At 69.7% G+C, this 24,443-nt stretch carries 27 protein-coding genes and 4 tRNA genes; 10 read left to right on the top strand and 21 right to left on the bottom strand.

Going from position 1 to position 24,443, the window contains the following annotated elements:
- Positions 1–99: 99 nt before the first annotated feature.
- The 9 genes from rpoB to ACWEV0_RS08715 all read right to left on the bottom strand — a co-directional run bounded on the left by rpoB (position 100) and on the right by ACWEV0_RS08715 (position 9,325).
- On the bottom strand, positions 100–3,582 hold the full coding sequence (rpoB, locus tag ACWEV0_RS08755; protein ID WP_403795371.1) for a DNA-directed RNA polymerase subunit beta: 3,483 nt from the start codon (positions 3,580–3,582) through the stop codon (positions 100–102).
- A gap of 543 nt (positions 3,583–4,125) precedes the next feature.
- Entirely contained in the window at positions 4,126–4,512 is a 387-nt protein-coding gene (gene rplL / locus ACWEV0_RS08750; RefSeq protein ID WP_453147703.1) for a 50S ribosomal protein L7/L12, read from the bottom strand.
- A 122-nt stretch (positions 4,513–4,634) separates the two neighbouring features.
- Positions 4,635–5,165: a 50S ribosomal protein L10 gene (gene rplJ, locus ACWEV0_RS08745; protein ID WP_453147701.1), complete on the bottom strand. Its 531-nt coding sequence runs from the start codon at positions 5,163–5,165 to the stop codon at positions 4,635–4,637.
- A 257-nt stretch (positions 5,166–5,422) separates the two neighbouring features.
- A complete protein-coding gene (locus ACWEV0_RS08740; protein ID WP_453147700.1) occupies positions 5,423–6,352 on the bottom strand; it encodes a hypothetical protein in 930 nt (309 codons plus the stop codon).
- Positions 6,353–6,510: 158 nt separating this feature from the next.
- Entirely contained in the window at positions 6,511–7,239 is a 729-nt protein-coding gene (gene rplA / locus ACWEV0_RS08735) for a 50S ribosomal protein L1 (protein ID WP_403795361.1), read from the bottom strand.
- 78 nt (positions 7,240–7,317) lie between these two features.
- Entirely contained in the window at positions 7,318–7,752 is a 435-nt protein-coding gene (gene rplK / locus ACWEV0_RS08730) for a 50S ribosomal protein L11 (protein ID WP_030494213.1), read from the bottom strand.
- Between the two features lie 159 nt (positions 7,753–7,911).
- Complete coding sequence (gene nusG, locus ACWEV0_RS08725; RefSeq protein ID WP_453147698.1) at positions 7,912–8,814, bottom strand: transcription termination/antitermination protein NusG; 903 nt, start codon at positions 8,812–8,814, stop codon at positions 7,912–7,914.
- Between the two features lie 44 nt (positions 8,815–8,858).
- Complete coding sequence (gene secE, locus ACWEV0_RS08720) at positions 8,859–9,146, bottom strand: preprotein translocase subunit SecE (RefSeq protein ID WP_453147696.1); 288 nt, start codon at positions 9,144–9,146, stop codon at positions 8,859–8,861.
- 106 nt (positions 9,147–9,252) lie between these two features.
- Positions 9,253–9,325, bottom strand: a tRNA-Trp gene (locus ACWEV0_RS08715).
- 270 nt (positions 9,326–9,595) lie between these two features.
- Here ACWEV0_RS08715 and ACWEV0_RS08710 point away from each other — a divergent pair.
- Together ACWEV0_RS08710 and ACWEV0_RS08705 are read left to right on the top strand one after the other, a co-directional pair.
- Positions 9,596–10,822 carry a pyridoxal phosphate-dependent aminotransferase gene (locus ACWEV0_RS08710; protein ID WP_453147695.1) on the top strand — a complete coding sequence of 409 codons (1,227 nt, stop codon included), beginning with the start codon at positions 9,596–9,598 and terminating at the stop codon, positions 10,820–10,822.
- Positions 10,823–10,952: 130 nt separating this feature from the next.
- A complete protein-coding gene (locus tag ACWEV0_RS08705; RefSeq protein WP_453147693.1) occupies positions 10,953–11,990 on the top strand; it encodes an adenosine deaminase in 1,038 nt (345 codons plus the stop codon).
- Here the strand turns inward: ACWEV0_RS08705 and ACWEV0_RS08700 are convergent.
- Entirely contained in the window at positions 11,983–12,579 is a 597-nt protein-coding gene (locus ACWEV0_RS08700) for a TetR/AcrR family transcriptional regulator (RefSeq protein ID WP_453147691.1), read from the bottom strand. The two genes, ACWEV0_RS08705 and ACWEV0_RS08700, sit on opposite strands and share 8 nt — an antisense overlap.
- A gap of 90 nt (positions 12,580–12,669) precedes the next feature.
- Between ACWEV0_RS08700 and ACWEV0_RS08695 the strand changes: the two genes are divergently transcribed.
- Positions 12,670–13,302: an NAD(P)-dependent oxidoreductase gene (locus tag ACWEV0_RS08695; protein ID WP_453147689.1), complete on the top strand. Its 633-nt coding sequence runs from the start codon at positions 12,670–12,672 to the stop codon at positions 13,300–13,302.
- Between the two features lie 152 nt (positions 13,303–13,454).
- Here the strand turns inward: ACWEV0_RS08695 and ACWEV0_RS08690 are convergent, their stop codons facing one another.
- The 6 genes from ACWEV0_RS08690 to ACWEV0_RS08665 form a co-directional block, all read right to left on the bottom strand.
- Positions 13,455–14,564, bottom strand: coding sequence for a UDP-N-acetylmuramate dehydrogenase (locus ACWEV0_RS08690; RefSeq protein WP_453147687.1), 1,110 nt, complete (start codon positions 14,562–14,564; stop codon positions 13,455–13,457).
- Positions 14,565–14,568: 4 nt separating this feature from the next.
- Complete coding sequence (locus ACWEV0_RS08685; RefSeq protein ID WP_453147686.1) at positions 14,569–14,997, bottom strand: MaoC family dehydratase; 429 nt, start codon at positions 14,995–14,997, stop codon at positions 14,569–14,571.
- Positions 14,998–14,999: 2 nt separating this feature from the next.
- A complete protein-coding gene (locus ACWEV0_RS08680) occupies positions 15,000–15,452 on the bottom strand; it encodes an FAS1-like dehydratase domain-containing protein (protein WP_453147684.1) in 453 nt (150 codons plus the stop codon).
- Positions 15,453–15,543: 91 nt separating this feature from the next.
- On the bottom strand, positions 15,544–15,708 hold the full coding sequence (rpmG, locus tag ACWEV0_RS08675) for a 50S ribosomal protein L33 (protein ID WP_003956487.1): 165 nt from the start codon (positions 15,706–15,708) through the stop codon (positions 15,544–15,546).
- A 90-nt stretch (positions 15,709–15,798) separates the two neighbouring features.
- Positions 15,799–15,871: transfer RNA gene (locus ACWEV0_RS08670), tRNA-Met, on the bottom strand.
- 44 nt (positions 15,872–15,915) lie between these two features.
- Positions 15,916–15,988, bottom strand: a tRNA-Thr gene (locus ACWEV0_RS08665).
- Between the two features lie 208 nt (positions 15,989–16,196).
- Between ACWEV0_RS08665 and ACWEV0_RS08660 the strand changes: the two genes are divergently transcribed.
- The 4 genes from ACWEV0_RS08660 to ACWEV0_RS08645 all read left to right on the top strand — a co-directional run bounded on the left by ACWEV0_RS08660 (position 16,197) and on the right by ACWEV0_RS08645 (position 19,386).
- On the top strand, positions 16,197–17,489 hold the full coding sequence (locus ACWEV0_RS08660; protein ID WP_453147682.1) for an amidohydrolase family protein: 1,293 nt from the start codon (positions 16,197–16,199) through the stop codon (positions 17,487–17,489).
- A 2-nt stretch (positions 17,490–17,491) separates the two neighbouring features.
- Positions 17,492–18,148 (top strand): SDR family oxidoreductase, encoded by a 657-nt coding sequence (locus ACWEV0_RS08655; RefSeq protein ID WP_453147680.1) that lies wholly within the window; start codon positions 17,492–17,494, stop codon positions 18,146–18,148.
- Positions 18,149–18,303: 155 nt separating this feature from the next.
- Entirely contained in the window at positions 18,304–18,975 is a 672-nt protein-coding gene (locus ACWEV0_RS08650) for a DUF6313 family protein (protein ID WP_453147678.1), read from the top strand.
- A 3-nt stretch (positions 18,976–18,978) separates the two neighbouring features.
- Positions 18,979–19,386, top strand: coding sequence for a hypothetical protein (locus tag ACWEV0_RS08645; protein WP_453147676.1), 408 nt, complete (start codon positions 18,979–18,981; stop codon positions 19,384–19,386).
- 105 nt (positions 19,387–19,491) lie between these two features.
- Here ACWEV0_RS08645 and ACWEV0_RS08640 read toward each other — a convergent pair.
- Positions 19,492–19,573 (bottom strand) — tRNA-Tyr (locus ACWEV0_RS08640).
- 170 nt (positions 19,574–19,743) lie between these two features.
- On the opposite strand from ACWEV0_RS08640, the gene ACWEV0_RS08635 reads away from it, so the two are divergent.
- Positions 19,744–20,235, top strand: coding sequence for a YajQ family cyclic di-GMP-binding protein (locus tag ACWEV0_RS08635; protein WP_453147674.1), 492 nt, complete (start codon positions 19,744–19,746; stop codon positions 20,233–20,235).
- Positions 20,236–20,426: 191 nt separating this feature from the next.
- Entirely contained in the window at positions 20,427–20,936 is a 510-nt protein-coding gene (locus tag ACWEV0_RS08630; protein WP_453147672.1) for a methylated-DNA--[protein]-cysteine S-methyltransferase, read from the top strand.
- On the opposite strand, the gene ACWEV0_RS08625 is transcribed toward ACWEV0_RS08630, so the two are convergent.
- Positions 20,933–21,202 (bottom strand): GlsB/YeaQ/YmgE family stress response membrane protein, encoded by a 270-nt coding sequence (locus tag ACWEV0_RS08625; RefSeq protein WP_453147671.1) that lies wholly within the window; start codon positions 21,200–21,202, stop codon positions 20,933–20,935. The two genes, ACWEV0_RS08630 and ACWEV0_RS08625, sit on opposite strands and share 4 nt — an antisense overlap.
- Positions 21,203–21,271: 69 nt before the next feature.
- On the opposite strand from ACWEV0_RS08625, the gene ACWEV0_RS08620 reads away from it, so the two are divergent.
- Positions 21,272–22,498 (top strand): APC family permease, encoded by a 1,227-nt coding sequence (locus tag ACWEV0_RS08620; protein WP_453147669.1) that lies wholly within the window; start codon positions 21,272–21,274, stop codon positions 22,496–22,498.
- Between the two features lie 27 nt (positions 22,499–22,525).
- Here the strand turns inward: ACWEV0_RS08620 and ACWEV0_RS08615 are convergent, their stop codons facing one another.
- The 3 genes from ACWEV0_RS08615 to mscL all read right to left on the bottom strand — a co-directional run bounded on the left by ACWEV0_RS08615 (position 22,526) and on the right by mscL (position 24,434).
- On the bottom strand, positions 22,526–22,930 hold the full coding sequence (locus ACWEV0_RS08615) for a YccF domain-containing protein (protein ID WP_453147667.1): 405 nt from the start codon (positions 22,928–22,930) through the stop codon (positions 22,526–22,528).
- Entirely contained in the window at positions 22,927–23,790 is an 864-nt protein-coding gene (gene htpX / locus ACWEV0_RS08610; RefSeq protein WP_453147666.1) for a zinc metalloprotease HtpX, read from the bottom strand. Before htpX ends, ACWEV0_RS08615 begins: the two co-directional genes overlap by 4 nt.
- 179 nt (positions 23,791–23,969) lie before the next feature.
- Positions 23,970–24,434 carry a large conductance mechanosensitive channel protein MscL gene (gene mscL / locus ACWEV0_RS08605; RefSeq protein ID WP_453147664.1) on the bottom strand — a complete coding sequence of 155 codons (465 nt, stop codon included), beginning with the start codon at positions 24,432–24,434 and terminating at the stop codon, positions 23,970–23,972.
- Positions 24,435–24,443 lie beyond the last annotated feature (9 nt).

Here is a 24,443-nt window from a genome sequence, read left to right as displayed (position 1 = left end):
ATGCGTCAATCCCTCTCAGGGTTGTAAGGCTGTGGGTCTGATACGGGGGTCCTGGGGCCGGCGGGGGGCTCATCGCTGAGCCCCCGCACCGGACTCCCGTCAGACCTCTTCGACGCTGCTCGGCTCGCGCCGGGACAGGTCGATGCCGAGCTCCTCCGCTGCGCGGAAGACGTCCTCGTCGGTGTCGCGCATCTCGATGGACATGCCGTCCGAGGACAGCACCTCCACGTTGAGGCACAGGGACTGCATCTCCTTGATGAGCACCTTGAAGGACTCGGGGATGCCGGGCTCAGGGATGTTCTCGCCCTTGACGATGGCCTCGTAGACCTTCACGCGGCCGGTCACGTCGTCGGACTTGATCGTCAGCAGCTCCTGGAGGGCGTAGGCGGCGCCGTAAGCCTCCAGCGCCCACACCTCCATCTCACCGAAGCGCTGGCCACCGAACTGGGCCTTACCACCCAGCGGCTGCTGGGTGATCATCGAGTACGGGCCGGTCGACCGGGCGTGCAGCTTGTCGTCGACCAGGTGGTGGAGCTTGAGGATGTACATGTACCCGACGGAGATCGGGTCCGGGAACGGCTCGCCGGAGCGGCCGTCGAACAGGCGCGCCTTGCCGGACGGGAGCACCATGCGCTCGCCGTCGCGGTTCGGGATGGTGTGCTGGAGCAGACCCGCGAGCTCGTCCTCACGCGCACCGTCGAAGACCGGGGTGGCGACGTTGGTGCCGGGGGCGACCTGGTCGGCGCCGATGGCCTGGAGGCGCTGCGCCCACTCGTCGGCGAGGCCGGAGACGTCCCAGCCTCGGCTGGCGAGCCAGCCGAGGTGGATCTCCAGGACCTGTCCCGGGTTCATTCGGGACGGGACACCGAGCGGGTTGAGGATGATGTCGACCGGAGTTCCGTCCTCGAGGAACGGCATGTCCTCGATGGGCAGGATCTTGGAGATGACACCCTTGTTGCCGTGACGGCCGGCGAGCTTGTCACCGTCGGTGATCTTGCGCTTCTGGGCGACGTAGACGCGGACCAGCTGGTTCACGCCCGGGGGAAGCTCGTCGCCCTCCTCGCGGTCGAAGACGCGGACGCCGATGACCTTGCCGGTCTCGCCGTGCGGGACCTTCAGCGAGGTGTCACGGACCTCACGGGCCTTCTCGCCGAAGATGGCGCGGAGCAGGCGCTCCTCCGGGGTCAGCTCGGTCTCACCCTTCGGGGTGACCTTGCCGACCAGGATGTCGCCGGCGACGACCTCGGCACCGATGCGGATGATGCCGCGCTCGTCGAGGTCGGCCAGGACCTCCTCGGAGACGTTCGGGATGTCCCGGGTGATCTCCTCGGGGCCGAGCTTGGTGTCACGGGCGTCGACCTCGTGCTCCTCGATGTGGATCGAGGAGAGGACGTCGTCCTGCACGAGGCGCTGCGACAGGATGATCGCGTCCTCGTAGTTGTGACCCTCCCACGGCATGAACGCCACGAGCAGGTTCTTGCCGAGCGCCATCTCACCGTTCTCGGTGGCCGGGCCGTCGGCGAGGACCTGGCCCTCGATCACGTGGTCGCCCTCGGAGACGACGACCTTCTGGTTGACCGAGGTGCCCTGGTTCGAGCGGGAGAACTTGGCCAGGCGGTACGTGATGTACGTGCCGTCGTCGTTGGCCACGGTGATGTAGTCGGCGGAGAGCTCCTGGACCACACCGGCCTTCTCGGCCTTGAGCACGTCGCCGGCGTCGGTGGCGCAGCGGTACTCCATGCCGGTGCCGACGAGCGGGGCCTCCGACTTAATCAGCGGAACGGCCTGACGCATCATGTTCGCGCCCATGAGGGCACGGTTGGCGTCGTCGTGCTCGAGGAACGGGATCATGGCGGTCGCGACCGACACCATCTGGCGCGGCGAGACGTCCATGTAGTCGACGTCGGACGGGGAGACGTAGTCGACCTCACCGCCACGGCGGCGGACCAGGACGCGAGGCTCGGTGAAGCGGAGCTCGTCGTTCAGGGTCGCGTTCGCCTGGGCGATGACGAAGCGGTCCTCCTCGTCGGCGGTGACGTAGTCGACCTCGTCGGTGACCTGGCCGTCGACGACCTTGCGGTACGGCGTCTCGATGAAGCCGAACGGGTTGACCCGGCCGTACGAGGCGAGCGAACCGATCAGACCGATGTTCGGGCCTTCGGGGGTCTCGATCGGGCACATGCGTCCGTAGTGGGACGGGTGCACGTCTCGGACCTCGAAGCCGGCCCGCTCACGGGACAGACCACCCGGGCCAAGAGCCGACAGACGGCGCTTGTGGGTGAGACCCGACAGCGGGTTGTTCTGGTCCATGAACTGCGACAGCTGGCTGGTGCCGAAGAACTCCTTGATGGAGGCGACGACCGGCCGGATGTTGATCAGGGTCTGCGGCGTGATCGCCTCGACGTCCTGGGTGGTCATGCGCTCGCGCACGACGCGCTCCATACGGGCGAGACCCGTACGGACCTGGTTCTGGATGAGCTCGCCGACGTTGCGCAGACGGCGGTTGCCGAAGTGGTCGATGTCATCGGTCTCGACGACGATCGTCTGGCCGGACGCGGCGACGGCCTCGGTCTCACCGGCGTGCAGCTGAACCAGGTACTTGATGGTCGCGATGATGTCGTCCGTGGTGAGGACACCCGCGTCCAGCGGCTCGTCGGCGCCGAGCTTCTTGTTGACCTTGTAGCGGCCGACCTTCGCGAGGTCGTAGCGCTTCGGGTTGAAGTACAGGTTCTCGAGCAGCGTCTGGGCGGCCTCGCGCGTCGGCGGCTCGCCCGGACGGAGCTTGCGGTAGATGTCGAGCAGCGCGTCGTCCTGGCCCTGGGTGTGGTCCTTCTCCAGGGTGGCGCGCATGGACTCGTACTCGCCGAACTCCTGCAGGATCTGCTCGGTGGTCCAGCCGAGAGCCTTGAGGAGGACGGTCACGGACTGCTTGCGCTTGCGGTCGATGCGGACGCCGACCATGTCGCGCTTGTCGATCTCCATCTCCAGCCAGGCACCCCGGGACGGGATGATCTTGGCGGAGTAGATGTCCTTGTCGGACGTCTTGTCGATGGAGGAGTCGAAGTACACGCCCGGGGAGCGGACGAGCTGCGACACGACGACACGCTCGGTGCCGTTGATGACGAACGTGCCCTTGTTCGTCATGAGCGGGAAGTCGCCCATGAAGACCGTCTGGGACTTGATCTCGCCGGTCTCGTTGTTCGTGAACTCGGCGGTGACGAAGAGCGGGGCACCGTAGGTGAAGTCACGGTCCTTGCACTCGTCGATCGAGTTCTTCGGCGGCTCGAAGCGGTGGTCGCGGAAGGTCAGCGACATCGACCCGGAGAAGTCCTCGATCGGGGAGATCTCCTCGAAGATCTCCTCCAGACCGGACTTCGTGGGGACGTCGTAGCCCGACTCAAGGGCGGCCTCGACGCGAGCCTTCCACGCGGCGTTGCCGAGCAGCCAGTCGAAGCTCTCGGTCTGAAGCGCGAGGAGGTTCGGAACCTCGAGGGGCTCCTTGATCTTTGCAAAGGAGATGCGCAGCGGGGCGGTGCTGGCACCGTTGTTCGTATTGGTCGAGGCGTTGCGCGAGGCGGCCAAGAGGGGGTCCTTCCGAGGGCTCGGACTCACTGCGCGCGTACCGGTCCCTGGCGGAGCTCCTTGGAAGACGATTACCCGATTGGCCAAAAGACCAGGTCAGAGTGGGTCGACCAGCGAAGCGGTTGCGAGGGTATGCCCCTGGTGACGGGCAGGGGGCAGCTAACAGGCAGCGCAAAGGGTCAGTGTAGCCACTTGGCCCACTGATGTCCAGGGCGAGTTCTTCGCGACCCTCGTTGCTCTCAACTCCGCAATACCTCGCGCCGTGCGGCGCACCTCGATACTGCCCGTTCGGTCGTCGATCCATGCCTCGGATTCGGATCGTTGTGACGACGCGTCCTGAGAATTGCGCGGTCCGTGCTGTTCGTCAAGGCCCCTGCCGCTGAGCGGCGCACGGCGAAGATCACCATACTCCGCTTCCGGAGCCCGGCACGACCACCGCCACGCGGGTCCCGGGAACGCCGAAAGGCGACCATCCAGATGGATGATCGCCTTTCACGCTGTGAGCGTTACACGCTCAAGGAGTCGCTACGACTCGCAGAGGTCTTACTTGACCTCGACGGAGGCGCCGGCGCCCTCGAGGGCCTCCTTGGCCTTGTCAGCGGCGTCCTTGGCAACCTTCTCGAGGACCGGCTTCGGGGTGCCGTCGACGAGGTCCTTGGCCTCCTTCAGACCCAGGGAGGTCAGCTCGCGCACGACCTTGATGACCTGGATCTTCTTGTCACCGGCGCCGGTGAGGATGACGTCGAACTCGTCCTTCTCCTCGACCTCGGCAGCGCCGCCACCGGCGACACCACCCGCGACGACGACCGGGGCGGCCGCGGCGGCGGTGACGTCGAACTTCTCCTCGAAGGCAGAGACGAACTCGGCCAGCTCGATGAGGGTCATCTCCTCGAACTGCGCGAGCAGCTCGTCCTTGGTGAGCTTCGCCATGATGGGCGATCCTTCCACTAATTCGGCAGGTGCCGGATGTACTGGGTGAGGCGGGCGTACGTCGGGCCCGCTGCGACCCTCGCCACCACTAGGCGGCGGCAAGGATCAGAAAGCGAGCCGAATTACTCGGCACCGCCCTGCTCGGCCTGCTTGGCGCGAAGAGCGTCCACGGTGCGGACGAGCTTCGTCGGCAGCGCCTGGAAGAGCGAGGCAGCCTGAGACTGCTTGCCCTTGAAGGCACCGGCCAGCTTGCTGAGCAGAACCTCGCGGGACTCGAGGTCCGCAAGCTTCTTGATGTCGTCGGCGGAGAGAGCCTTACCGTCAAGGACACCAGCCTTGATGATGAGGTTCGGGTTCTCCTTGGCGAAGTCACGCAGAGCCTTGGCCGACTCCACCGGGTCACCGGTGATGAAGGCAGCACCCGTCGGACCAGCGAACTGGTCGTCGAGCGAGGTGATCCCAGCCTGGTTGGCCGCAATCTTGGTCAGCGTGTTCTTCACCACGGCGTACTGGGCGTTCTCACCGAGAGAACGACGCAGCGTCTTGAGCTGCGCCACGGTGAGACCCCGGTACTCGGTCAGCACGACGGCGTTGGAGCTCTGGAACGCGTCCTTGAGCTCGGCCACCGATGCAGCCTTGTTGGGCGTCGGCATAGTGCGTCAGCCTCCTTCCGGGTGATGAGGACCGCTCAGAAGGGGCTGAACAACGAAAACGCCCCGGGCGCAGGCGCACGGGGCTCAGCTCGACCGAACCGGAATGAACCGGACCGGGAACTCTTCCACTGTCACCTGCGCGGGTCGTTCGCGTCTCTCAGCGAATCCTTCGGCCACCACACCCTTGCGGGCGCGGCGACGACCAGCGGTCTTTGGCTTCTGTGGAAGAGTACGTGACGGGGACGGCCGGGGGCAAATCAGCCCTGGGTGCCCTGGCCGAGCTGCTTCATCATCTCCATGAAGTCGAAGGTGTCCTTGGCCGGCGGTGCCTGGACGGTGGCCTGGGTGCCGTAGTCGGAGTAGAGGGCGGTGACCTTCATGGCGCCCTGCGGCATCTTCATGCCGACGACCATCTTGGCCGGGTAGCCGTCCTCGTTGACCCAGATCTCGGTGTCGTAGCCCTTCACACCGGCCTTCTTCACGCCGTCGAGCAGGGCCTTGCGGTCCTTCTCCGACAGGCCCTCGAAGCCCTTGTTGGTGTTGACGGCCTCGTCGAAGCTGATCGAGCCCTTGTAGTGCTCGGTCTGGACGCCCCCGACCTTCTCCGGGCCGACGTGCTTGATGCCGGGCGAGCCAAGGAGCAGGGCGAGCTGCTGCGCCGGGTCCTGGTTGGTGCCGCCCAGGCCCTGGGTCATCTGCTTCTGCAGGGCCGGGTCGCCGGACTCCTTGGCCATGGCCGCGAAGTCCATCTTCATCCAGCGCTTGCCGTCCATCTGGGCGGCCTGCTTCGCGCCCATGTCCATGTACATGACGTTGTCCCGCATGATCATGCGGATCTTCTCGGGCCCGCCGGCACCCTTGCCGAACATGCCGCCGTTCATCGTCACGTCCATGACGGCCGGGTCCCAGCCCTGCACACCGGACATGGTGGTGGTGCCGGCCTCGGCGCCCGCGCCCGCCATCTCGATCGTCATCGTGAACTTGGCCGACTTGGCGGCCGAGGTCTTCTCGTACGCGGCCGTGAGCACCTTCGTCACGTCTCCGAGGCCCTGCGCCTTCGCCGGCGCGGCCGCGGGCTTCTTCTGGCCCTCGGCGCCGTCGTCCTGGCAGCCGGCCACGCCCGTCACGACGGCCACGGCCGTCAGGGCCACCCCCGCGCGCTTCCATGCAGACACGGACACGGTCATGAGTCCCCACCCCTTGCGGATCGCTTGTCTTGCCCCGGACGACCGTAGCCCAGGGCACCGACAGCGCCCCAACGAAAAACCGCCCCCCGGGCCTCCGAAGAGGCCCGAGGGGCGGTTTCAGGACGCTGGAGCCGCGAACGGCTCCCGAGCTGTCAGGCTCAGACCGCGGCCGGGTCCTCCTCGACGAGGAGGTTGCGGGTGCGGTTCGGGTCGACCGGAATGCCGGGGCCCATCGTGGTGGCGATGGCGGCCTTCTTGATGTAGCGACCCTTGGCGGCGGACGGCTTCAGACGGAGGATCTCCTCCAGGGCCGCGCCGTAGTTCTCCACCAGCTTGGCGTCGTCGAAGGACACCTTGCCGATGATGAAGTGCAGGTTCGAGTGCTTGTCGACGCGGAACTCGATCTTGCCGCCCTTGATGTCGTTGACAGCCTTGGCGACATCCGGGGTGACGGTGCCGGTCTTCGGGTTCGGCATGAGACCACGCGGACCGAGCACGCGGCCGAGGCGGCCGACCTTGCCCATGAGGTCCGGGGTGGCGACGACGGCGTCGAACTCGTTCAGGCGCTGGCCCTTGGAGATCTCGTCGATGAGCTCGTCGGAACCGACGATGTCGGCGCCCGCGGCGATCGCGGCCTCGGCACGGTCACCGGTCGCGAAGACCAGGACCCGGGCGGTCTTACCGGTGCCGTGCGGAAGGTTCACGGTGCCACGGACCATCTGGTCGGCCTTGCGCGGGTCGACGCCCAGACGGAAGGCCACCTCGACGGTGCCGTCGAACTTGGTGGCGGAGGTCTCCTTGGCCAGACGCACGGCCTCGAGCGGGGCGTAGAGCTTCTCCCGGTCGATCTTGGCGTCGGCAGCCCGGAGGGACTTGCTGCGCTTCACTTCTGCTCCTGGTGTTTCAGGTATGGAGTCGTGGTGCGGGCCAGCGCCGGCCCTACCACTGGAGGACTACGGGGCTGATCAGCCCTCGACCGTGATGCCCATGGAACGGGCGGTGCCGGCGATGATCTTCGACGCGGCGTCCAGGTCGTTGGCGTTGAGGTCGGGCATCTTGGTGGTGGCGATCTCGCGGACCTGCGCCTCGGTGATCTTGGCGACCTTGGTCTTGTGCGGCTCGCCGGAGCCCTTCTCCACGCCCGCGGCCTTGAGGATCATCTTCGCGGCCGGCGGGGTCTTCGTGATGAAGGTGAAGGAACGGTCCTCGTAGACCGTGATCTCCACCGGGATGACCCAACCGCGCTGCGACTCGGTCGCGGCGTTGTAGGCCTTGCAGAACTCCATGATGTTGACGCCGTGCTGACCCAGCGCGGGGCCGACCGGCGGGGCCGGGTTGGCCGCACCGGCGTTGATCTGGAGCTTGATAAGCCCCGTGACCTTCTTCTTCTTGGGAGGCATAGCTCTCTCCGGGTCCTAGTGAGAGTTTTCAGCCGATCCATCCGGTCATCCGGATGGAGGCATACCGCACCACGATAACGGGTATGGCGGTGCGGCTAAAAACCGAGCAGGTCAGAGCGGCTGTCACAGCCCCTCTGACCTGTCCGGAAACCTGGTGTGTCAGTTCTTCTGGATCTGGTCGAAGCTGAGCTCGACCGGGGTCTCGCGACCGAAGATCTCGACGAGGCCCTTGACCTTCTTCGAGTCGGCGTTGATCTCGTTGATCGTGGCCTGGAGGGTGGCGAAGGGACCGTCGGTGACGGTGACCGAGTCGCCGACCTCGAAGTCGAGCACCTGGACCTCGACCTTGCGGGCGGGAGCCGGACGGCCCTCGGCCTCGGCGGCCTCGCGGGCGGCCTTCTCCTCGGCCTCCGGGGCGAGCATCTTGACGATCTCGTCCAGGGTCAGCGGGTACGGGTCGTAGGCGTTGCCCACGAAGCCGGTGACGCCGGGCGTGTTGCGGACGACACCCCAGGACTCGTTCGTCAGGTCCATGCGGACGAGCACGTAACCGGGCAGCTTGTTCTGCCGGACGTTCTTGCGCTCGCCGTTCTTGATCTGGACGATCTCTTCCTCGGGGACCTCGGCCTGGTAGATGAAGTCCTCGACGTTCAGCGAGACGGCACGCTGCTCCAGGTTGGCCTTCACGCGCTTCTCGTAGCCCGCGTAGGTGTGGATCACGTACCACTCGCCGGGCAGACCGCGCAGCTCGTCGCGGAGCGCGGCGACCGGGTCGACCGGAGCGGCGGGCTCGGCGGCCTCTTCCGCTTCCTCGGCCTCCTCGGCCTCTTCCTCGGCGGCCTCGAGGTCGGCGACCTCGGTGTCCTCGTCCTCGTCGGACTCCTCGGACTCCTCGAGCTCGGCGTCCTCGTCGGACTCGATCTCCAGGGCGGCTTCCTCGGCGGCCTCGCCGGCCTCGGCGTCCGCAGCTTCGGCCTGGTCCTCGTCGGCCGCCTCGACGATGTCCAGCTCGTCCTCGACGGACTCGGACTCGAAGGCGTCGTTCAGGTTCGCGTCAGACACGGTGGCTGCTTCTTCCTGCGATACAGATGGGGTGGAACAAAAAGTCAGCCGAAGACGTACTTGACTGCTTCCTGAATGCCATAGTCAACCACGGTCACGAGACCGATCATGATGACAACGAAGACAATCACCACGGTGGTGTACGTCGTGAGCTGATTGCGCGTAGGCCAGACGACCTTACGGAGCTCGGCGACGACCTGGCGGTAGAAAGTCGCGAGACGGCCCATGGGGCCCTTCTTCCCGCGCTTGCCGCCCTTCCGGGCCTTCTTCTTCGACTCGGGAGCAGCGTCCTCGGCATCAGGCATGTCGATGGAGCCTACGGCGTCCGTCACGAACTCTCACCTGATTCCGGGTCATGGCCGTGCCGCGCCCGGAATGGAGCCGCACGGCGGTGCATTGAAGTACGTACATGCGCACACAACCTGGCGGTGTGTGTAGCAGGGCCGGAGGGACTTGAACCCCCAACCGCCGGTTTTGGAGACCGGTGCTCTACCAATTGAGCTACGACCCTTTGTGGCTTCCCCAACCTACCGCATCGTGAGATGTGGTCGGTGCGGGCCAACGATCAGTGAGTGTACGTGGTCATGGGGCCTTACGTCGAACAGGTAACGCGCCGACCTGCCGAACGCCCCTCCCGAGACCCCACCGGAACGCCACCGGAACCCCGTCAGAACGCCACCGGAACACCGCTGGGACACCGTGTACGACCGGGAATGACCGTTCCTGTCCGCTCCGTGAAACCCGCGTGCCGGGCCGTGACGGGGTCTGGGACGATGGCCGCATGAGCGCTGCTACCCCTCCCACCGAGCGCCGGGTCTCCGCCCGGATCGGTGCGATCTCCGAGTCCGCCACCCTCGCCGTCGACGCCAAGGCCAAGGCCCTCAAGGCCGCCGGGCGCCCGGTCATCGGCTTCGGCGCGGGTGAGCCCGACTTCCCGACGCCGGACTACATCGTCGAGGCGGCCGTGGAGGCGTGCAAGAACCCCAAGTACCACCGCTACACGCCGGCCGGCGGTCTGCCCGAGCTGAAGGCCGCCATCGCCGCGAAGACGCTGCGCGACTCCGGCTACGAGGTCGACGCCTCCCAGGTCCTCGTGACCAACGGCGGCAAGCAGGCCATCTACGAGGCGTTCGCCGCGATCCTCGACCCGGGCGACGAGGTCATCGTCCCGGCCCCGTACTGGACCACCTACCCCGAGTCGATCCGCCTCGCCGGCGGTGTCCCGGTGGAGGTCGTGGCCGACGAGACGACCGGCTACCGGGTCTCGGTGGAGCAGCTGGAGGCCGCGCGCACGGAGAAGACCAAGGTCGTCCTCTTCGTCTCCCCGTCCAACCCGACCGGCGCCGTCTACTCGGAGGCCGAGACCGAGGCGATCGGCCGCTGGGCCGTCGAGCACGGCCTGTGGGTCCTCACGGACGAGATCTACGAGCACCTGGTCTACGGCGACGCCTCCGCCGTGTCCCTCCCGGCGGTCCTGCCGGAGCTGCGCGACAAGTGCATCGTCGTGAACGGTGTCGCCAAGACGTACGCGATGACGGGCTGGCGCGTGGGCTGGATCATCGGCCCGAAGGACGTCGTGAAGGCCGCGACCAACCTGCAGTCGCACGCCACCTCCAACGTCTCCAACGTGGCGCAGGTGGCCGCGATCGCCGCCGTCTCCGGGAACCTGGACGCGGTCGCCGAGATGCGCAGGGCCTTCGACCGGCGCCGCCAGACGATGGTGCGGATGCTGAACGAGATCGAGGGCGTCTACTGCCCGACGCCGGAGGGCGCGTTCTACGCGTACCCGTCGGTGAAGGGTCTGCTCGGCAAGGAGATCCGCGGCAAGCGCCCGCAGAGCTCGGTCGAGCTGGCCGCGCTGATCCTGGACGAGGCCGAGGTCGCGGTCGTCCCGGGCGAGGCCTTCGGCACGCCGGGCTACCTGCGCCTTTCCTACGCGCTGGGCGACGAGGACCTGGTGGAGGGCGTGTCCCGGATCCAGAAGCTGCTCGCCGAGGCGCGCGACTAGCTCCCTTTGACGTTCAGGTCTGGTAGGGCCCCCGCTTCTCCGGAAGCGGGGGCCCGTTTTTACGTTCTAGCAAGGTCCCGATCGGGGAAACGGACTGTATTCGTCCATTCGGGTGCGGCAGGATCAGCCAATGGAGCACGTTTACCGCGACCTCGCCACCCTTCCGAAGGCCCATCTGCACCTGCACTTCACCGGTTCGATGCGGCCCACCACCCTGATCGAGCTGGCCGACAAGTACGGGGTGCACCTCCCCGAGGCGCTCAAGAGCGGTACACCGCCCAAGCTGCGGGCCACGGACGAGCGCGGCTGGTTCCGGTTCCAGCGGCTCTACGACATCGCCCGCTCCTGCCTGCGCGAGCCCGAGGACATCCAGCGGCTGGTGCGCGAGGCGGCCCAGGAGGACGTCAGGGACGGCTCGGGCTGGCTGGAGATCCAGGTCGACCCCACCTCGTACGCGCCGCTGCTCGGCGGTCTCATCCCGGCCATGGAGATCATCCTGGACGCGGTGGAGGCGGCCTCCCGCGAGACCGGGCTCGGGATGCGGGTCGTGATCGCGGCGAACCGGATGAAGCACCCGCTGGACGCGCGCACCCTGGCCCGGCTCGCGGTGCGGTACGCGGACCGGGGCGTGGTCGGCTTCGGGCTCTCCAACGACGAGCGCCGGGGCATGGCCCGCGACTTCGACCGGGCCTTCGCCATCGCCCGCGAGGGCGGCCTGCTCGCGGCCCCGCACGGCGGCGAGCTGACCGGCCCCTCCTCCGTACGGGACTGCCTGGACGACCTGCGGGCCGCCCGGGTCGGGCACGGCGTGCGGGCCGCGGAGGACCCGCGGCTGCTGCGCAAGCTCGCGGAGCGGCAGGTGACCTGCGAGGTGTGCCCGGCGTCCAACGTGGCGCTCGGCGTGTACGAGAAGCACGAGGACGTGCCGCTGCGCACCCTCTTCGACGCAGGCGTCCCGATGGCCCTCGGCGCGGACGACCCGCTGCTCTTCGGCTCCCGGCTCGCCGCGCAGTACGCCATCGCCCGCGAGCACCACGGCTTCACGGACGCGGAGCTGGCGGAGCTGGCCCGGCAGTCGGTGCGGGGCTCGGCGGCGCCGGAGGACGTCCGGCAGAAGCTGCTGTCCGGGATCGACGACTGGCTGGCGGTGCCCGTCCCGGTCAGCTGATCCCGGCCGTCAGCGTGCGGGCGATCGACCGGGCGAAGTCGTCGAGGGACTGCGGGGGCCTGCCGTCCGGGGACATCTCCCAGGCGAAGGCCCGGTGCACGCAGGCCCCGAGGAGCAGGCTCGCCGCGGCCTGGCAGTCGGCGCCGGCGGAGATCCGGCCGTGCGCCTGCTCGGCGCGGAGGTACTCGGCGAGGCCCTCGATGGGCAGGTGCGGGCCGACGCCGAGCTCCCGCATGACCTCCTCGTGGCGGGCCTTGAGCTGCGGCTCGGCGTAGAGGGAGGCCGCCATCGGAAAGGTCTGCTCGTAGAAGAGCGCGGCCCGGCGGGCGATCTCCACGAGGTTCTCCTCGACGCCGCGCCCCTGGGGGTCGACGGCGAGCGTGCCGAGGAGAGTGCCGAGGCGCGGAAGCCGTTCGTTGAGGACGGTGACGAACAGCTCCTCCTTGCTGGAGAAGTACTTGTAGAGCGCCGCCTCGGAGCAGCCGGCCGCCTTCGCGATCTCCTTGGTGGTGGTACGGGCCAGGCCGGCCGTGCGCATGAGGTCGCGCGCGGCGTCGACGATCCGGGTCCGGGTCGGCTTCTGGTCCACGGCGACTCCCGATGACGGCTTGACGAGTGAGTGAGTACTTACCCACTCTAGAGGTGAGTGAACACTTACCCATCCCTAGGAGGGTGTGCCATGAAGCTCACCGTCTTCGGTGCCACCGGCGGCATCGGCCAGGAAATCGTCCGTCAGGCCCTGGCCGCGGGCCACGAGGTGACCGCCGTGGTCCGTGACCCGGCCCGCTTCACCGTCACGGGCCCCGGCCTCGACGTCTTCCGCTCCGACCTCACCGACCCCGAGTCCCTGCGCACGGCCGTCTCGGGCCGGCACGCGGTCCTCTCGGGCCTCGGCGCCCGCAGCCGCGCGGACGCCGGCGTCGCGGCCCGGCTGACGCGCTCGGTCCTGCACGCCATGGAGGCGGCCGGCACTCGCCGCCTTCTCGTCGTCAGCGCGGCGCCCCTCGGCCCGGTCCCGGCCGGCCAGGGCGTCACCGACAAGGCGGTGCTCGCGGTCGTCAACGCCCTGCTGAAGGACGTCTACGCCGACCTGCGCGAGATGGAGGCCGCGCTCGCCGCGAGCGCGACCGACTGGACCGCCGTCCGCCCGCCCCGTCTCACCGACAGGCCGGTCACCGGCCGCTACCGCCGCGTGGTCGGCGGCACCCCGCCGCGCGGCCGCACGCTGGCCCGCGCGGACGTGGCGCACGCGATGCTGGCGATGGTCGACGACACGGCGACGGTGAAGCAGGGTGTGGGCGTGGCGTACTGATCGGATCCAGGATCCGAAAGACCGGATCCTGGAGCTTGGATCCAAGAGCTTGGATCCTGGAGCTTGGATCCTGGAGCTTGGATCCAGGAGCTTGGATCCAGGAGCTTGGATCCAGGAGCTTGGATCCAGGAGCTTGGATCCAGGATCCGATCTCAGATCTCGACGCCGACCGTCACCGGCTCGTTGGCCAGCGTGACCCCGAAGGCGTCCCGCACCCCGGCGACGACCTCGCGGGCGAGCGCGAGCAGGTCCTCCGTGGTCGCCTCGCCCCGGTTGGTGAGGGCGAGGGTGTGCTTGGTCGAGATCCGCGCCGGCCCGGAGCCGTAGCCCTTCACGAAGCCGGCCTTGTCGATCAGCCAGGCCGCGGAGGTCTTCACCGCGCCGCCCTCGCCCGCCGGGTACGCGGGCGGGGCGGTGTCGGGCCCGAGCCGCTCGGCGACACGGCCGAGGAAGGTCTCGTACTCCCCCGCCGTGAGGATCGGGTTGGTGAAGAAGGAGCCGGCCGACCAGGTGTCGTGGTCCTCGGGGTCGAGCACCATGCCCTTGCCGGCCCGCAGCTTCAGGACGGTCTCCCGCGCCTTCGCGAGCGGCACCCGGTCGCCGGCCTCGACGCCGAGCGCACGGGCCGTCTCGGGGTACTTGATCGGCGCCGACATCCCGTCGGCGTCTTCCAGCTCGAAGCGGACGCGCAGCACCACGTACCGGTCGGGCTGGTCCTTGAAGCGGCTGTGGCGGTACGAGAAGGCGCACTCGACGTTGGTGAGGACGACCGTCTCCTCGGCCCGCCGGTCGTACGCGACGACCTCGGTGATGGTGGCGGAGACGTCCTGCCCGTACGCGCCGACGTTCTGGATGGGCGTGGCGCCGGCGGAGCCGGGGATGCCGGCCAGGCACTCGATCCCGGCGAGCCCGGCCTCCACGGTCCGCGCGACGGCGTCCGTCCAGACCTCGCCGGCGGCCAGCTCCAGCGCCGTCCCGTCGAGCGAGAAGCCCCGGGTGGCGATGTGCAGGGCGGTGCCGTCGAAGCCCTTGTCGCCGATGACCAGGTTGGACCCGCCGCCGATGACCAGGAGCGGCGTGCCGGCGGCGTCGGCCTCGCGGACCGCGGCGATCACCTCGTCGTCGGTGGTGGCCGTGACGAGCCGGGTGGCGGGCCCGCCGAGCCGGAAGGTGGTCAGGGGCGCGAGAGGGGCGTCGTGGAGTACGTGCACGGCCACAAGAGTACGGGCCCCTCCCGTACGGAAGGGGCCCGCGGCGGTCATGGCATCAGCCGAGCTGGACCACGGCCCGCGACATGCCGAGCACCTTCTGGCCCGCCGCGACGGCCGTCAGGTCGACGCGCACCCGCCGGTCGTCCAGCTTCGCCGCCACCTTCGCCGAGACCTCGATCACAGCGCCCTCGTCGTCGTTCGGGACGACGACCGGCTTGGTGAAGCGGACGCCGTACTCGACGACGGACGCCGGGTCGCCGGCCCAGTCCGTCACGACGCGGATGGCCTCGGCCATGGTGAACATGCCGTGGGCGATGACGTCCGGGAGGCCGACCTCCTTGGCGAACTTCTCGTTCCAGTGGATCGGGTTGAAGTCGCCGGAGGCGCCGGCGTACCGGACGAGTGTGGCGCGGGTCACCGGGAAGGTCTGCGCGGGCAGCTCGGTGCCGACCTCGACCTCGTCGTAAGCGATCTTCGCGGTCACGGTCATGCCTCCTCGGGGGCGCGGGACACGAGCTTGGTCCAGGCGGTCACGACGTGCTCGCCGGTCTCGTCGTGGACCTCGCCGCGGATGTCCAGGATGTCGTTGCCGGCGAGGGACTTGATGGCCTCGATGGTGCTGGTCACCGAGAGGCGGTCGCCGGCGCGCACCGGCCGGGTGTAGGCGAACTTCTGGTCGCCGTGCACCACGCGGCTGTAGTCCAGGCCCAGCTGCGGGTCCTCGACGACCTGGCCCGCGGCCTTGAAGGTGATCGCGAAGACGAAGGTCGGCGGGGCGACGACGTCGGGGTGGCCGAGCTCCTTGGCCGCCTCCTGGTCGGTGTACGCCGGGTTGGCGTCCCCGATCGCCTCGGCGAACTCGCGGATCTTCTCGCGGCCGACCTCGTACGGCGCGGTGGGCGGATAGGTCCGGCCCACGAAGGACTGGTCGAGCGCCATGGCCTCGAAACCTCCTGGAAGTGTTGCAAGTGGTGCCTGGAAACGACACGAGGCCGTCCCCTGCTGGGGACGGCCTCGTGTACGAGCCTGTTTAGCGCGTCTCGCGGTGCGCGGTGTGCGAGTTGCAGCGAGGGCAGTGCTTCTTCATCTCAAGACGGTCCGGGTTGTTACGCCGGTTCTTCTTGGTGATGTAGTTCCGCTCCTTGCACTCCACGCAGGCCAGCGTGATCTTCGGGCGGACGTCGGTGGCAGCCACGTGAGTGCTCCTTGACGGACGGATGGACGGATGAACGCATGAAAAAGAGTAGCCGATCGCAGGACCGACCCCACAATCGGCTACTGTGTGTAGCGGTGACCGGACTTGAACCGGTGACACAGCGATTATGAGCCGCTTGCTCTACCGACTGAGCTACACCGCTTTGATGATCCGGATCCCGCCCGAAGGCGGGTTCCTTCTCACCAGAGCCCCAATACGGAATCGAACCGTAGACCTTCTCCTTACCATGGAGACGCTCTGCCGACTGAGCTATTGGGGCGAGCGAGGAAGACATTACACGGTCCTCGGCCCATCACCCAAATCCGTTTCCCGGGCCACCTGCGCGACCACCCCGCACCCGCCTCGTACGCCACACGTGCAGTCATCAGTACGACTATTGCGCTCCTCCTCGAAGGTCGCGGTGGCCGCCCCTAGGCTCGGGGCCCACCGCTGCGTGATCTTGGTTTTGGCGAGCCGTGAGGAGCCCGATGTCAGCCGACAGCAAGCAGCCCCAGCCCTCGCCCGACGACCGTGCCGCGGCCACTCCCGCCGAGGCCGGATCGCTGCTGCTCTGCAACGCGCGGCTGACCGACGGCCGCACCGTGGACGTGCGGCTCGGTGGCGGCCGGATCGAGGCCGTCGGCACCGCCGGCAGCCTCAGCGCCGTCGGGGCCCGCGTCGACCTGGCCGGCTATCTGCTGCTGCCCGCGCCCGCCGAGCCGCACGCCCACGCCGACACCGCGCTCACCGCCGACTCCCCGGGCCCCGTCGCGTACACCACCGACGAGGTCCAGCGGCGGGCCACCGAGGCCGCGCTGCTCCAGCTCGGACACGGGGCGACCGCGCTGCGCGCGCACGTACGGATCGGGGACGTGCACGGCCTGGGCCCGCTGGAAGCGGTCCTGCAGGCCCGGCGGTCGCTGCGCGGGCTCGCCGACCTGGCGGCGGTGGCGGTGCCGCGGCTGCTCACCGGCGTGGCCGGGGCGGACGGGCTCGCGATGCTGCGGGACGCCGTGAAGATGGGCGCCGCGGTGGTCGGCGGCTGCCCGGACCTCGATCCGGACCCGACCGGCTACGTGGAGGCGGTCCTGGAGGTCGCCGCCGAGCACGGCTGCCCGGTGGACCTGCACACCGACGGCGACGACCCGGCCCGGCTCGCGCGGCTCGCGGCGATGGCGGGCGGGCTGCGGCCCGGGGTGACGATCGGGCCCTGCGCGGGCCTCGCCCGTCTTCCCGGGGACCAGGCCCGGCGCGCGGCGGACCAGCTGGCGGCGGCCGGCGTGACGGTGGTCTGCCTGCCCCAGGGCGGCTGCGGGGCGACCGAACTGCGCGGCGCGGCCCCCGTGCGGCTGCTGCGGGCCGCCGGAGTGCGGGTCGCGGCGGGCGGCGGGGCGCTGCGGGACGTGTGCAACCCGGTGGGACGCGGCGACCCGCTGGAGCCGGCCTATCTCCTGGCCTCGCTCGGCGGGCTGCCGGAGAAGGCGGCGTACGGGGCGGTGAGCACGGACGCGCGGGCGGCGATGGGCCTTCCGGAGGTCCGGGTCGAGGCGGGCTTCCCGGCCGAGCTGCTCGCCGTCCGCGGCGAGCGGCTCTCGGGCGTGCTCTCCCTCGCGTACAGCCGGATCGTGGTGCACCGGGGGCGGGTGGTGGCGCGGACCAGCGCGGTGCGCGAGTACTGCGACTCGGCGGCGGCCCTCGACCTGCCCCGGCAGACGCGGCCGGAACGGCCGGAACGGCCCGACTCGGGAGGCCCGGCCGGGCCGGGGGCCGTACGGTCGTGAGTATGCGCGTAGTCATCGCTGGAGGACACGGAAAGATCGCCCTGCGGCTCGAGCGGCTGCTCGCCGCGGGCGGACACGATCCGGTGGGGATCATCCGCCGCGCCGAACAGGCGGACGACCTGCTGGAGGCCGGCGCCGAACCGGTCGTCCTGGACCTGGAGTCGGCGTCCCCGGGGGACGTCAGGAGGGTCCTTCAGGGCGCCGACGCGGCCGTCTTCGCGGCCGGCGCGGGCCCGGGCAGCGGCGCGGACCGCAAGGACGCCGTGGACCGCGCGGCGGCGGTCCTCTTCGCCGACGGCGCGGAGGCCGCGGGCGTACGGCGCTTCCTCATCGTCTCCTCGATGGGCGCCGACGCCGGGCACCAGGGCGACGAGGTGTTCGACGCCTATCTGCGCGCCAAGGGCGCCGCGGACGACGACGTACGGTCCCGCCCCGGCCTCGACTGGACGGTCCTGCGCCCCGGGATGCTCACCGACGACGCGGGCACCGGTCTGGTCCGCCTGGAGGCCCACACGGGCCGCGGCCCGGTCCCGCGTGACGACGTGGCCGCCGTCCTGGCCGAGCTCCTCGACACCCCGGCCACCGCGGGCCTCACCCTCGAACTCGTCGCGGGCACGGTCCCGGTGTCGGTCGCGGCGAAGGACATCGCGGGCAACTGAGCCGGCCCCCGAGCCCCCCCTGAGCCCCCTCGCGCTTCCGCCGCCCGTTTCCCTCGCCTCACCCCTGTGCGTCACAATCGACCTTCGCCGTAGCCGAGTTGGCGAGCCGTCAGCACGGCCTGCGCGCGAAGACGACGACACATGGGGGGTACCACGTGACGTTCGGACCGATTCCGGTCCCGGCCCAGCTCAACCTGCCGCCCGGGCGCCGTGGCCTCTTCCGGCGCCTCCGCCGCGTCTGGCGGTCGCGCAAGGCGCTGAAGGGCGTGACCCAGTGGATCGTGGACTGGGGGCTGCCGATGGCGGTCGGCCTGCTCCTGGTGTACGTGTTCGCGGCCCGGGCGACCAGCCCGAGCAAGGTGTACCGCGTGTTCACGCTCATCGACGCGCCGGAGCACACGCTCCTGTGGGTGGCGTCCCTGATCGGCTGGCTGGTCGTGCCGGCGATCATCGGTGGGTTCGCCGGCCATGTGATCGCCGAGCGCATCAGCCGCGTGAAGTCGATATCGACGAGCACCCTCTTCCAGCAGCGCAGGCTGAAGCAGCGCCTGCGGCCGCCGGGCCTCATCGACGACCTGGCCACGTACTTCCACAGCACCTACGCGCGGCAGGACTTCGTCGACAGCTGGGTGCGGGTCGCGCACCGCAACGACTGGGCGAAGGCGCAGGACCACTGGGAGGTGTACGTCAGGGACATGATGTCCACGCAGCAGTACGCCCATCTCGACCGGCACGAGTGCCTCCGCCAGGCCCAGGGCACCGGCAAGATGGCTCTTGTGTGGACCGCGCGCAGAGGGTTCTGCGTCGTCTGCGAAAGGAGGCGATGAGCGATGCGCTCCGAGGACGCCGTCGAGATCGTGCGGGCGTCGCTCGCGCTGGCCTTCCCGACCGCCAGCGCCGAGGGCCTCACCCGCGCCGCGGAGACCGTGCTCCGCTGGGGCTCGGAGGACGTCGCCGAGCAGCTGAACGGCCCGCTGACCACCCGCATGCTGATGGACCTGCTGCAGGTGGCCGGTGTCCCTCCCGAGGACTTCGAGCCCGCGGACGAGCAGTGGGTCGAGCGCGCGGCCGAGCCGGCGCGGTACCGGATCTGGTCCCGCGCGGACATCATGCAGCCGCTGCTGCCGTTCTACCCGAGGCCGCCGGACGACCCGACGACCTCCTCCCGCGGCACCGACTTCGACCCGGACGATCCGGAGAACCCGGACCGTCCGCGGGGACCGATCCCGCGCGGCTAGTCGCATGTCCGTGGCGCGCCCTTCCCGGGTGCGCCACAGGCATGGGCGCGACATGCAGAACGGCCCCTGCTCTGCTTTCGCAGAACAGGGGCCGTTCTCATCGCGTGGCGGCGCCAGGATTCGAACCTGGGTAGGCTAAGCCGACGGATTTACAGTCCGCTCCCATTGGCCACTCGGGCACACCGCCATGGGATCGCTGCCCCGGAGCCGCTTTTCGGCTGCGCTCCCTGGCAACGAGGAAAACAATACCTGATACCCGGGGGTGCTCCGCCACCGGATTGATCACGAGTTCGCAGCGGTGCCAGTGGCTACGCTTTGTGCTGTATCCGAACGCATCCGAGCAAGGAGCCTCACCTCATGGCCGACTCCAGTTTCGACATCGTCTCCAAGGTCGAGCGGCAGGAGGTCGACAACGCCCTCAACCAGGCCGCCAAGGAGATCACGCAGCGCTACGACTTCAAGGGCACCAACGCCTCGATCTCCTGGTCGGGCGAGAAGATCCTGATGCAGGCGAACGGCGAGGAGCGGGTCAAGGCCATCCTCGACATCTTCCAGTCCAAGCTGATCAAGCGGGGCATCTCGCTGAAGTCGCTGGACGTGGAGGGCGAGCCGCAGCTGTCCGGCAAGGAGTACAAGCTCTTCGCCGCGATCCAGGAGGGCATCTCCCAGGACAACGCGAAGAAGGTCGCCAAGGTCATCCGCGACGAGGGCCCCAAGGGCGTCAAGGCGCAGGTGCAGGGCGACGAGCTGCGGGTCAGCTCGAAGAGCCGGGACGACCTGCAGGAAGTGATCGCGCTGCTCAAGGGCAAGGACTTCGACTTCGCCCTGCAGTTCGTCAACTACCGCTGACCGGCGCCCTGCACGGGCCTCCGGGCCTGGGCGGTCGCGATGGTCATGCTCCGACGGGTTCGGGCGCCACGGCCCGGCCCGTCGCGTCGGCCGGCGGGGCCGGGCGGTCATCGGCACGGCCCTGGCCGCCGGGTGAGGGTGGTGTCCGAAAGCCGCCGGTGAGAGGCCCCCGGGTCTTGGACACTGGATCCATGACCACCTTGTACACGTACGCCGACGGCCCGCTGGGCGAGATGCTGCTCGTCGGGCGGCTCGCCGAGGACGGCCGGACCGTGCTCGCCTCGCTGTCGCTGCCCGGGCAGAAGGGGGCCGTGGAGGTCCGCGACGGCTGGGTGCGCGCGGACGCTGCCTTCGAGGAGGCCGTGGGGCAGCTCGACGCGTACTTCGCGGGGCGGCGGGCCGGCTTCGACCTCCCGTACGAGGAGACCGGCACGGAGTTCCAGCGGCGCGTCTGGCGGGCCCTGGAGGAGATCCCGTACGGGACGACCGTCTCGTACGGGGAGATCGCCCGCCGGGTCGGTTCCCCGGGCGCCGGCGTACGGGCCGTGGGCACCGCGATCGGCCGCAATCCGCTGCTCGTGGTGCGGCCCTGCCACCGCGTGATCGGGGCCGACGGCAGCCTGCGCGGCTACGCGGCCGGCCTCGACCGCAAGGAACGACTCCTGGGGCTGGAGGGGGCACTGGAGCCGATCGGCGCCTAACGCTCGCGCGAGTTGCCGAACAGGATCCGGTACGCGATCAGCAGCACCAGCGAGCCGCCGATCGCCGACAGCCAGGTGGCGCCGTCGTAGAAGTCCCGGGTGATCGGGCGGTCCAGGAAGTGGGCCGACAGCCAGCCGCCGACGAAGGCGCCGATGACGCCGATGACCGTGGTGCCGATCAGGCCGCCCGGGTCGCGGCCCGGCAGCAGGATCTTGGCGATGACTCCGGCGAGGAGTCCGAGGACGATCCATCCGATGATGCTCATGTCAGAGAGGACGCCCGGCGTTCCCGGCCGGTTGCCCCTCGTACCCCCGCACCCCCTAATGTGCGGAGCATGACACAGGAATTGCGCCGCACCCTCGGGGTGTTCGACGCCGTCGTGATCGGGCTCGGCTCGATGGTCGGCGCCGGTATCTTCGCGGCGCTCGGCCCCGCGGCCCGCGCGGCCGGCCCGGGGCTGCTCCCGGCCCTCGGGGTGGCCGCCGTGGTGGCGTACTGCAACGCGATGGCCTCGGCCCGGCTCGCCGCCCGCTATCCGGCCTCCGGCGGCACCTACGTCTACGGGCGGGAGCGGCTCGGCCCGTTCTGGGGGTACATGGCGGGCTGGGCGTTCGTCGTCGGCAAGACCGCCTCGTGCGCGGCGATGGCGCTGACCGTCGGGTCGTACCTGTGGCCCGGGCGGGCGCACGCGGTGGCGGTCGCGGCGGTCGTGGCGCTGACGGCCGTCAACTACGGCGGGGTGCAGAAGTCGGCGTGGCTGACGCGGGTGATCGTGGCGTTCGTCCTCGCCGTCCTGGCCGCCGTCGTGGTGGCGGGCGCCGGGGCCGGGCGGACCGAACGGCTCGCGCTCGCCGGGGAGATCCCGCCGGGCGGGGTGCTCCAGGCGGCCGGGCTGCTGTTCTTCGCCTTCGCCGGGTACGCGCGGATCGCGACGCTCGGCGAGGAGGTCCGCGACCCGGAGCGGACCATTCCGAGGGCGATCCCGATCGCCCTCGGCATCGCGCTCGTCGTCTACGGGGCCGTCGCCGTGACCGTCCTCGCCGTCCTCGGGCCGCACGGTCTGGCCGCCTCGCCCGCCCCGCTCGCGGACGCGGCGCGGGCGGCGGGCGCCGACTGGCTGGTGCCGGTCGTCACCGTGGGCGCGGCGGTCGCGGCCCTCGGCTCGCTGCTCTCGCTGATACTCGGAGTGTCCCGGACGACCCTCGCGATGGCCCGCGACGGTTATCTGCCGGCCCCGCTGGCCGCCGTCCACCCGCGCAACCAGGTGCCGCACGTGGCGGAGCTGGCGGTGGGCGCGGTGGTGGCCGTGGTGGCGGCGACGGCGGACGTGCGGGGCGCGATCGGCTTCTCGTCGTTCGGCGTGCTGGTCTACTACGGCATCGCGAACGCCTCCGCGTGGACGCTGAGCCGCCGGGACCGCCCGCTCGCCCTGCTCGGCCTCGCCGGCTGCGGGGCGCTCGCCTTCGCGCTGCCGCCGGCCGCCGTGCTCGCCGGCACGGGGGTGCTCGCGGTCGGCGTGGTGGCGTACGCGGTCAGCCGGGGACGCCCGCACGGGTCCTGACTCGCCGGTCCCGGGCCGAGACGCCCCCTAGTAGGAGGAGCCCCAGGCCGGGTCCGGCCGGTCGGTCGGGACGATCTCCTTGCCCAGCGGCATCAGTGACAGCGGGATCATCTTGAAGTTGGCGATGCCGAGCGGGATGCCGATGATCGTGAGGCACTGCGCGATGCCGGTGACGATGTGGCCGAGCGCCAGCCACCAGCCGGCCAGGACCAGCCACAGCACGTTGCCGACGCAGGACGGCGCGCCCGCGTCGTGGCGGTCTACGGCCATGTACCCGAAGGGCCACAGGGCATAGCGGGCGATGCGGAAGGCGGCGATCCCGAAGGGGATGCCGATGATCGTGATGCAGAGCACCACCCCGGCCAGCACGTAGGCGATGAACAGCCAGAGGCCGCTCAGGATGAGCCAGATGATGTTGAGGATCGTCTTCACGGGCGTCGACCTGCCATCTGTTCGAGCCGGGCGATGCGTTCGGCCATCGGCGGATGGGTGGAGAACATCTTCGACAGCCCCTGTCCGGGGCGGAAGGGGTTCGCGATCATCATGTGGCTCGCGGTCTCGATGCGCGGCTCGGGCGGCAGCGGCAGCTGCCGGGTGCCGGCGTCCAGCTTGCGCAGGGCGCTCGCGAGGGCGAGCGGGTCGCCGGTGAGCTGGGCGCCGGAGGCGTCCGCCTGGTACTCGCGGGAGCGGGAGACGGCGAGCTGGATGACCGAGGCGGCGATCGGCCCCAGGATCATGATCAGCAGCATGCCGAGCAGGCCGGGGCCCTCGTCGTCGTCGGACCGGCCGACCGGGATCAGCCAGGCGAAGTTCACCAGGAACATCACCACGGAGGCGAGCGCGCCGGCCACCGAGGAGATCAGGATGTCCCGGTTGTAGACGTGGCTCAGCTCGTGGCCGATGACTCCGCGCAGCTCGCGCTCGTCGAGGATGGCGAGGATTCCCTCGGTGCAGCACACCGCCGCGTTCCGCGGGTTGCGGCCGGTCGCGAAGGCGTTCGGCGCCTGGGTGGGCGATATGTAGAGCCGGGGCATGGGCTGGCGGGCCTGGGTGGAGAGCTCGCGGACCATCCGGTAGAGCGCCGGCGCCTCGAACTCGCTCACGGGGCGGGCGCGCATGGCGCGCAGTGCCAGCTTGTCGCTGTTCCAGTACGCGTACGCGTTCGTGCCGAGCGCGACGAAGACGGCGACGATCAGACCCGTACGTCCGAAGAAACTGCCGATGACGATGATGAGGGCCGAGAGCCCTCCGAGGAGTACGGCGGTCCTCAGCCCGTTGTGCCGGCGGTGCACGGTACGCCCTCCAGGTGGTGCGGCAGGGGAACCCTTTTTCGCTTCGAGTGTCGCTTCGAAGGTCCACCGTCCAGTGGACCCTTCCCTCCTGGTCAACGCCAGGCGAGAGGCTCGGGTTCCCCGCACCGCACGGGGCGCCGTGTGGGCCGTACGGGCTGCCGTGTGGGCCGTACGGGTGATCAGCGGGGGGCGGGGACCTTGTCCAGGCCGGCCTTCACGAGCGCGGCGGCGACGGGCTCGACCTCGCTGGTGCAGTGGCCGCAGCGGGAGGCGATGGCCGGGATCTCGGTGAAGCAGCGCGGGCAGTCGCGCTTCTCGGCCTTCGGGTCGAGGGCCTCCTCCTTGGCGAACCGCTCCTGGATCTTCGACATGGGGACGACGATCAGGAAGTAGAGCACCGCGGCGGTGATCATGAACGCTATGGCGGCGGCGATCGCCAGGCCGTACGGGAAGACCGTCTCGCCGACGGTGAAGCTGGCCTCGCTGAAGTCGCCGACGGAGCCGGTGGCCAGACCGATGAGCGGGGTGATGAACGCCTTGCTGAAGCCGGTCACGACGGCCGTGAAGGCCGATCCGACGGCCAGACCGATGGCCATCGTGATGACGTTCCCGCGAAGTATGAAGTCCTTGAAGCCCTTCAGCACGGTGTTTCC

The organism is Streptomyces sp. NPDC003943 (genome assembly GCF_053605265.1).
Note: the sequence above shows the minus strand (reverse complement) of the source record. Positions and strands in the feature narration are given on the sequence as shown.

Bases quoted from the DNA above. Each gene is read 5' to 3' on its own strand.
- rplL (WP_453147703.1), bottom strand. From the start codon at position 4,512: ATGGCGAAGCTCACCAAGGACGAGCTGCTCGCGCAGTTCGAGGAGATG.
- rplJ (WP_453147701.1), bottom strand. From the start codon at position 5,165: ATGCCGACGCCCAACAAGGCTGCATCGGTGGCCGAGCTCAAGGACGCG.
- ACWEV0_RS08740 (WP_453147700.1), bottom strand. From the start codon at position 6,352: ATGACCGTGTCCGTGTCTGCATGGAAGCGCGCGGGGGTGGCCCTGACG.
- rplK (WP_030494213.1), bottom strand. From the start codon at position 7,752: ATGCCTCCCAAGAAGAAGAAGGTCACGGGGCTTATCAAGCTCCAGATC.
- ACWEV0_RS08710 (WP_453147695.1), top strand. From the start codon at position 9,596: ATGAGCGCTGCTACCCCTCCCACCGAGCGCCGGGTCTCCGCCCGGATC.
- ACWEV0_RS08705 (WP_453147693.1), top strand. From the start codon at position 10,953: ATGGAGCACGTTTACCGCGACCTCGCCACCCTTCCGAAGGCCCATCTG.
- ACWEV0_RS08695 (WP_453147689.1), top strand. From the start codon at position 12,670: ATGAAGCTCACCGTCTTCGGTGCCACCGGCGGCATCGGCCAGGAAATC.
- ACWEV0_RS08690 (WP_453147687.1), bottom strand. From the start codon at position 14,564: ATGACCGCCGCGGGCCCCTTCCGTACGGGAGGGGCCCGTACTCTTGTG.
- ACWEV0_RS08680 (WP_453147684.1), bottom strand. From the start codon at position 15,452: ATGGCGCTCGACCAGTCCTTCGTGGGCCGGACCTATCCGCCCACCGCG.
- ACWEV0_RS08660 (WP_453147682.1), top strand. From the start codon at position 16,197: ATGTCAGCCGACAGCAAGCAGCCCCAGCCCTCGCCCGACGACCGTGCC.
- ACWEV0_RS08655 (WP_453147680.1), top strand. From the start codon at position 17,492: ATGCGCGTAGTCATCGCTGGAGGACACGGAAAGATCGCCCTGCGGCTC.
- ACWEV0_RS08645 (WP_453147676.1), top strand. From the start codon at position 18,979: ATGCGCTCCGAGGACGCCGTCGAGATCGTGCGGGCGTCGCTCGCGCTG.
- ACWEV0_RS08635 (WP_453147674.1), top strand. From the start codon at position 19,744: ATGGCCGACTCCAGTTTCGACATCGTCTCCAAGGTCGAGCGGCAGGAG.
- ACWEV0_RS08630 (WP_453147672.1), top strand. From the start codon at position 20,427: ATGACCACCTTGTACACGTACGCCGACGGCCCGCTGGGCGAGATGCTG.
- ACWEV0_RS08625 (WP_453147671.1), bottom strand. From the start codon at position 21,202: ATGAGCATCATCGGATGGATCGTCCTCGGACTCCTCGCCGGAGTCATC.
- ACWEV0_RS08620 (WP_453147669.1), top strand. From the start codon at position 21,272: ATGACACAGGAATTGCGCCGCACCCTCGGGGTGTTCGACGCCGTCGTG.